This is a genomic window from Candidatus Woesearchaeota archaeon (assembly GCA_020854775.1).
Classification (GTDB): domain Archaea; phylum Nanobdellota; class Nanobdellia; order Woesearchaeales; family 21-14-0-10-32-9; genus 21-14-0-10-32-9.
This window is the reverse complement of record JAHKLZ010000021.1, coordinates 1-6299: the sequence shown is the minus strand read 5'-3', so window position 1 is coordinate 6299 and position 6299 is coordinate 1. Positions and strand designations below refer to the sequence as shown.

The window sequence follows — 6299 nt, the reverse complement described above, 5'->3', positions numbered from 1 at the left end:
TCTTCACAATCATCTTTTTTATAAACATTTAAATACATTCGCCCTGCAAATTCACTTACTATTAATTTAAGTTCTTTATTGTAATCCATACCGTCATATAAAGGTATTTCAATTTTTTCAATCATGTTTATCATTCACTCCTTACCCATGTTTTACCATCCCAAACCATACTGTAAATGATATGCATAACAAAAGCCAACCAATACTGATTTAAATTAAAATCAAGGAAGTCTATCCATTCCATTGTGTTATTGCTCCAAGTACATATTGCTTTAATAAGATCAAGTTCACTATCAATCATTTGAACTGTTGCCAGTATGTATTGCAGGTCTTCCTGTCTCCAAACACGGAATGGATTCTCGTTTTTCCACTCCTCTTTTATTTTTTTAAATCTCCAATTTTTCTCGGAAGAAGCACCACTTTCATTCCATTGCTTTAAATATACTCCAGTATAGTCACAATATAGATTATCTACACCGGGTTTATCGTAATACGATAAATATTTGTAAGCATCATGGCACATCAATAAATATTCATCATTCAATTTTATTCCCTCCTTTTTTACACTTACACATCTATGAGATAGGAGAGTTATAAAAGTAACTCCCCCGTCTCCCGCCAATGTTTAAGGGTGTGATAGGCTTTTACACCCCTTTTTATGGTTTCCTCTTTCTCTTCATCAATTTCCTTCTTTTTATTCTCTTTTTTCATATCTGGTCGCCTCACATCAAAATTTTTATCCCTTTAATTTACATTTATACTTTAATGTTTGTTTTCCATTTACGGTTGCTTTTAGCAATATTACATGTTTCACATAGCGTCTGCAAATTATCTAATTCATCACTGCCCCCTTGGCTAATAGGAAGAATATGATCAATATGTAACCCAATATTCTCTTTAGATGCACCACATTCAACACATTTATAATTATCTCTTTTGAACACCTCATGGCGAATGCTTTTACTAATTCTTCCCCGTTTTTTATTTTTACTTTTTAAACTATTTTTTTTGAACATACAAAGGATTCTACACTTTTGAACTAGATAATATGAATAATTAGACGGGTCTTTTTTGTTTAAGAGGTCTATTGTATGTTTAACTCCGTCGATTAGGTAATTAAAGGAACATGGTTTAGAAAAGTATTCATATTGATTACTAATTCCACAGTAATTGTGATTGTATGGTCCTCCTATTTTTGCATTATAATTAGGTTTAACTAAATTAATATCATATGTTGTACAGATGAGGTCTGGATAAACTAGATTTAATCCTTCTAACTGTTGTAAAAACTTATTTAAAGGAATCATTTTAGAACAGGCTTCATCTATGTTCTTATCAATTATTTGGACATTTTTTTGATAAATTTCTAAGTAGATTCCGTCTTCAACAATTTTTAAAGTGTTTTCATGTAATTTTTTTATTGTAATTTTTTTCACCTCAGTATTACTAATTTTTTATTACTAATTGCCATAAAAAGTAATATATTTCACATTTAGTGAACACATTTTTTTCATGGAAACGCCCGGAAACCGCTTCTTTTTTTAAGATTTCTGAAAGAAGCCCGGAGAGTTGGACACAAGATCTGGAAATCTCCGACACCATATAAGTCCTATACTTTTGGTACACTTTTTGAGAACACCTAATCGGAGCATCCACAAAACCCCACAGACCCAGAACAGCCACGGCTTTTGGACACACCGAAAATAAATTTATGTACTCAAGTTTCAAAGAATATACATGAATGTACGCAATAATTTTTTTTATCGGCTTCTTTAAATCATCAAAAAACCTTGGAGAATTGGACATAAGGTTCATGTCCAAAAGCCTATAATTATTTTTAGATATAAACAATTTATACATCCTCCTCTGAAATTTCTTTTTTAAAAGTAATACTTTCCCCATTAAATTCAGGTTCATCTAAAAAAACCCATCCACGTGCATAAGCAGACCTCATAAAGCTATCATACAATTTTTTGATATACAATTCATCACAGCTAATAGAATCTCCACTAACTTCCACCACATAAGGCCCATTTCCATCATACAACGCTTTAAAATCAGTTATATTTTTAAAAGCATTTTCCCGTTGATCAACATAATCAGATACAAGATAAACACGATGAGGAGTATGAGACTCATCAATAAAAACCAAGCCCATGTCCCTCATTTCTTGAATATACCGTCGCACAGTACGATCGTGAAGGGTTGTGTACTTAGCAATATCTTTATATGTATAAAAGCTTGAATCATCTAGTATCTCAATAAATTCAGCATATTCACGGTCAATTTCATATATATCTTCAATTTTACGGCTACGATATTTCTCACGCTTCTCAAAACCAATTTTATAATCATCAAAAGATAATACTGGCTTTGTTTTTGGTAAAAGCTTATCCTCAATAATAGTAAGATAAGTACCATATACCTCCGGCTTTTTATGAATGAAACGACTCAAAGTTTCACCAAGCACCTTCAACGTATAAATATAATCCTCTACAGACACTATTAAAGCATATTGTTTCAATTTATCATTAAAAATTATATGACGATTAAAACAATTAACAAGCGTCACCAACTTTGGAATCATCTGTATCATCATACGGTCACGATTAGCGTTAGGCGACGCCTTAACATTAAGTAAAGCGTTAAAATGGCTTGTGAATGGGTTAAAAACATCAAAGCCCCATCCATCTTTTTTAAACCCTTCTACATGCTGGTATATTTCTTCAATCATACAAGCAACAATATCACGCTTCTTTTTAAAATCATACTCCTTCTCTTTACGCCCCAGCTCATCCTCCTGATGCTCCATAATAGCATGTTGCACGTCACGATTATCGTCAGGACTCCAAAGCAAAGCCCGGCTTTGATATTGACTTTCAACTGTGGGTGTGACTACTTCTAAATGCACGCTTCCAATCCCTTTGAGCTGTAAAATCATAGCCCTTCCAAACTCATCCTCCATATTTGTTAATATCTTAGTATACTTACCTTCACTCATCATAATCTTCAATATACTTATTATTTCCGTTGCAGCCTCTTGCTCCTTTGTATCACCAAAATCACCAAGTTTAATAAGCTTATTTTTAAGAACATGCTTACCTTCCTTATATTTTGTCATATTCATTAAACCAGAACTCGTTGTTTCAGAGTTAAACTCCAACCGGCGCTGTCTGGGGAATAATTCAAAAACCGTCTCACTAATTGTAGATTTGCTTTTACCCGGATTTGCTGTTACAATACTATGAATTGGCTTGTTTAATACGCTACTCAGTGCTATGAGAAAATCAAGTATTGCTTTACTTTCTTGGGCTACTACTCGTAATTGTATAGCATCATAAACATGATCAATCACATTATTCCTATATAATTGTTCACGGGCCTTTTTAATAGTGGTTTCAGTAAAATTATCCACTTCACCTATTGCTTCAAGAAAACCAGGCACCTTATCTAATTGCTGCTGCCGTAACCATGCCCTGAATGTTTCCTTCATATTTTTACGATATGAGGGTAACGCAAGATATAATTCTTCCAGAAGTGCTTTGATCCTTGTTTGACTACCACCAGCTCCTGATGGGATAGCGTCGGCTTCATCTATCTTCCGTAATAATTGTTTAAATAACTGCTCTTGGGTGGTTTGCCCTATATCATGCAACCCTTTTTTATGTATAAAAGTAAGTGATTTTATGGGAGTTGTGATTGTGTACTCATAAAGATTGTCTTCTAATATTTGTAGAGTGATAGTTGCAGTTTCGTCACGGCTTTCATATTCAATAATGAATTGATGATTATCTTGATCCTCATATAATATGAAGTCCTCTGAAGATGTAAGCGTGTGGTAACCCTCTTTTTTAATTTCCGTGCTGCGTTCTATGAAGTTTATCATAATCCCACCTTTTTGTTTTTTCTATTAAATGTAGCACCCCCATCTCCTTTTTAGTCGTTTACACGTGTGGATCGTGTCATCTGCCTGTGATGACAGTAAGTACAGGTCTTGTATTCCTCACAGTATAATCCATCCTCTTTGCGGGTGTATGTGATGATTTTGGGTGTGGGTAGTGGGTTCTGGCAGAAATGGCATTTATTATTCATGGTTTCACCCATGTCTTTTCATCCCAAACTTTGTTATAGACGGTTTTCATTGCATACATAAACCATAATGTGTTTAAATCAAGATACCCTCTAAAAGCAGTTTCCTTTACAAAATTATTAAAGTCCCATACCATATTTTCAACGATTCCTTGTCTATCATTCCAAGGTTCAATTCTCTTCCAATCATCAAAAATTATTTTTTGTAGGTCTTTTTGACGAGGCAACCAAATCGAACCATGTTTATGGAATAATACACTTGCTTCTTTATTTTCAATATTTGTGCTTAAATATTCCAATTCACATCGATTAAAATGCAAACTAATTACCCTATCCCCGCCTTTAGGTTTCCATTGTTTTTGTATTTCCCTTGCCTCTTTACACATCAAAATATATTCTTCATTCATGCTTTCACCCCGGCTACTTCATTCACGCGCCACATTTTATCACGGAAAACCACGCCCGGACAGCCCCGGAGCACCCTTGCAACAGTTCCACGGGTATATCCAAGGTCACGCCGTAGTAACCTGCGCCTGTGCAAATGGTTAAGGTGTTCATATATGGCATGGGTGGATATGGGGCTGTTACTGGTGGCGTATTTTATTATATAACCTTTTAATTCCTGTTTAGTCTTAATCATAGATAAACATCACCTAAAAAAAGAATCCGGGTGGGGTGTTAGTATTTCCCATTATCCCCGGCGAGTACGCCCATCTTCTCCATTTTCACATGCTCATTCGTGGCGGGGGTTTCTAATCCCTGAACCTCAACCATGGACATGACACCGCCAGATGCCATTCCCTGCCGTCCACGGCCATAATCTTCCCGGAAGAATATTGTCCTCTTGTCGATGTCGATATCTGTGATTAGTACATTGTTGTATTGTTTCTTGCCGTGCTGGAGGTCTACGATTCTATTCTTGAATTTAAGCCATTCCATTTTGAAGGATGGTAACTGGTTCATGTTTTCAGCCCCAATTCCTTTTTGCAGTGGTTAAACTCATCCTGGGTGATTGTATCCTCGCCTAACATGTTTTGCAACTCTGTGAGGATGTTTTTCAGGTTTAATTTTTTCTCCCCAAGTCTGAGGGTTTCTATGGCTGTGTCGAGGTGTGGTTTTTTCTCAAGTTCTTTAATGTCCAATTCTTTTTCACTATTCTTCTTAGTTTCACGAGTCTTCCGTATTTTAACCTCACCATCAACAGTACCCTCCGGTTCATTTGGCTTTGGGGGTTTATCATTTCTTTCACGGCGTGGTCTCTCTGGTCGGCTTTTATTTCTATTTTGAATACCAGTCATTTCCTCGCTGGGTGTTGCACTGTAACCAGCTAATGTCATAATCCAACCAAGAGGGAGTCTAAGTGCTTTACTAATTGATCGTGTTTGTGACATTGACATGATAGCGTATTCATCACGTCCCTTCCAATTACCTTCTTTATTACTACACATAGCATCAGCACTGCCAACTATCCGATCTTCATAGTCACGGACTTCGCAATGAGCAGTGTATGCTACTTCATCCTTTTTATCTAACCGTTCCGTGCTCGTTATTATAGGTCTTAAATTGAGGATGGTGGCAAGAGTGGTCCATCCTTCCACTTGGACATATTTTTTTCCTTTTATATTACTGTAAAGTTTTTGTTCGTCTATTACATTCTTTAAAACATTAGCAATATCAGTCCCTGCTTGGATAGTGTCTGTGGGGTTGGATGCATCAACTATATTGGTTTTTTTTATTACTACGGCGTTTTCATTCTTCATATCCATCATCCCAGTACACTTCGTAAATTCGTAATGGATTTTCTTTACCAATATCTTTGTCTTCAATGTATTTGATTAGGATATAGTCGCCCTCCTGGATTTCCTTGAACTGCCGGAGCTTCATTTTAAGGTCTTTATGGTTAGGTAAAAAATATTCATTGTCATCACCGTCTAATACTTTATACCATTGGCCGTACTCGTTTTCTCCTATTCCTACGATGCATAGTTCGTATTGTTTTCCGAGTTCGGGTTGTAGTGTGGCTGTTTTTTCTGTTGGGTCTTGGTCTTGTGCTTTTTGATATACCATTTTATGCAACCTCTGTTGGTTCTGTTAAATCAGCTTCTGCTTCGGGTATAGCTTGTATCCATCCGTTATTCTGGAAATCCACCACTACACGCACACGTATATCCTCAACGTCTAACTGTTTCTCTAACTTATACAATTCCAGC

At 35.9% G+C, this 6299-nt stretch carries 8 protein-coding genes; all 8 read right to left on the bottom strand.

Annotated elements, in window-relative coordinates; genetic code table 11:
* Nucleotides 1–130: 130 nt before the first annotated feature.
* Nucleotides 131–622 (bottom strand): hypothetical protein, encoded by a 492-nt coding sequence (locus tag KO361_04400; protein MCC7574806.1) that lies wholly within the window; start codon nt 620–622, stop codon nt 131–133.
* A 133-nt stretch (nt 623–755) separates the two neighbouring features.
* Nucleotides 756–1016: an HNH endonuclease gene (locus KO361_04395; protein ID MCC7574805.1), complete on the bottom strand. Its 261-nt coding sequence runs from the start codon at nt 1014–1016 to the stop codon at nt 756–758.
* Nucleotides 1017–1852: 836 nt separating this feature from the next.
* On the bottom strand, nt 1853–3886 hold the full coding sequence (locus KO361_04390) for a hypothetical protein (protein MCC7574804.1): 2034 nt from the start codon (nt 3884–3886) through the stop codon (nt 1853–1855).
* A 202-nt stretch (nt 3887–4088) separates the two neighbouring features.
* Nucleotides 4089–4496 (bottom strand): hypothetical protein, encoded by a 408-nt coding sequence (locus tag KO361_04385; GenBank protein ID MCC7574803.1) that lies wholly within the window; start codon nt 4494–4496, stop codon nt 4089–4091.
* Complete coding sequence (locus KO361_04380; GenBank protein MCC7574802.1) at nt 4493–4729, bottom strand: hypothetical protein; 237 nt, start codon at nt 4727–4729, stop codon at nt 4493–4495. The genes KO361_04385 and KO361_04380 overlap by 4 nt, the downstream gene beginning before the upstream one ends.
* Before the next feature lie 38 nt (nt 4730–4767).
* Entirely contained in the window at nt 4768–5052 is a 285-nt protein-coding gene (locus tag KO361_04375) for a hypothetical protein (GenBank protein MCC7574801.1), read from the bottom strand.
* On the bottom strand, nt 5049–5858 hold the full coding sequence (locus tag KO361_04370) for a hypothetical protein (GenBank protein ID MCC7574800.1): 810 nt from the start codon (nt 5856–5858) through the stop codon (nt 5049–5051). Before KO361_04370 ends, KO361_04375 begins: the two co-directional genes overlap by 4 nt.
* Entirely contained in the window at nt 5839–6156 is a 318-nt protein-coding gene (locus tag KO361_04365) for a hypothetical protein (protein MCC7574799.1), read from the bottom strand. The genes KO361_04370 and KO361_04365 overlap by 20 nt, the downstream gene beginning before the upstream one ends.
* Nucleotides 6157–6299 lie beyond the last annotated feature (143 nt).

Excerpts from the sequence above, each read along its gene's own strand:
- KO361_04395 (MCC7574805.1), bottom strand. The coding sequence starts at position 1,016 with ATGTTCAAAAAAAATAGTTTAAAAAGTAAAAATAAAAAACGGGGAAGA.
- KO361_04390 (MCC7574804.1), bottom strand. The coding sequence starts at position 3,886 with ATGATAAACTTCATAGAACGCAGCACGGAAATTAAAAAAGAGGGTTAC.
- KO361_04385 (MCC7574803.1), bottom strand. The coding sequence starts at position 4,496 with ATGAATGAAGAATATATTTTGATGTGTAAAGAGGCAAGGGAAATACAA.
- KO361_04380 (MCC7574802.1), bottom strand. The coding sequence starts at position 4,729 with ATGATTAAGACTAAACAGGAATTAAAAGGTTATATAATAAAATACGCC.
- KO361_04375 (MCC7574801.1), bottom strand. The coding sequence starts at position 5,052 with ATGAACCAGTTACCATCCTTCAAAATGGAATGGCTTAAATTCAAGAAT.
- KO361_04370 (MCC7574800.1), bottom strand. The coding sequence starts at position 5,858 with ATGATGGATATGAAGAATGAAAACGCCGTAGTAATAAAAAAAACCAAT.
- KO361_04365 (MCC7574799.1), bottom strand. The coding sequence starts at position 6,156 with ATGGTATATCAAAAAGCACAAGACCAAGACCCAACAGAAAAAACAGCC.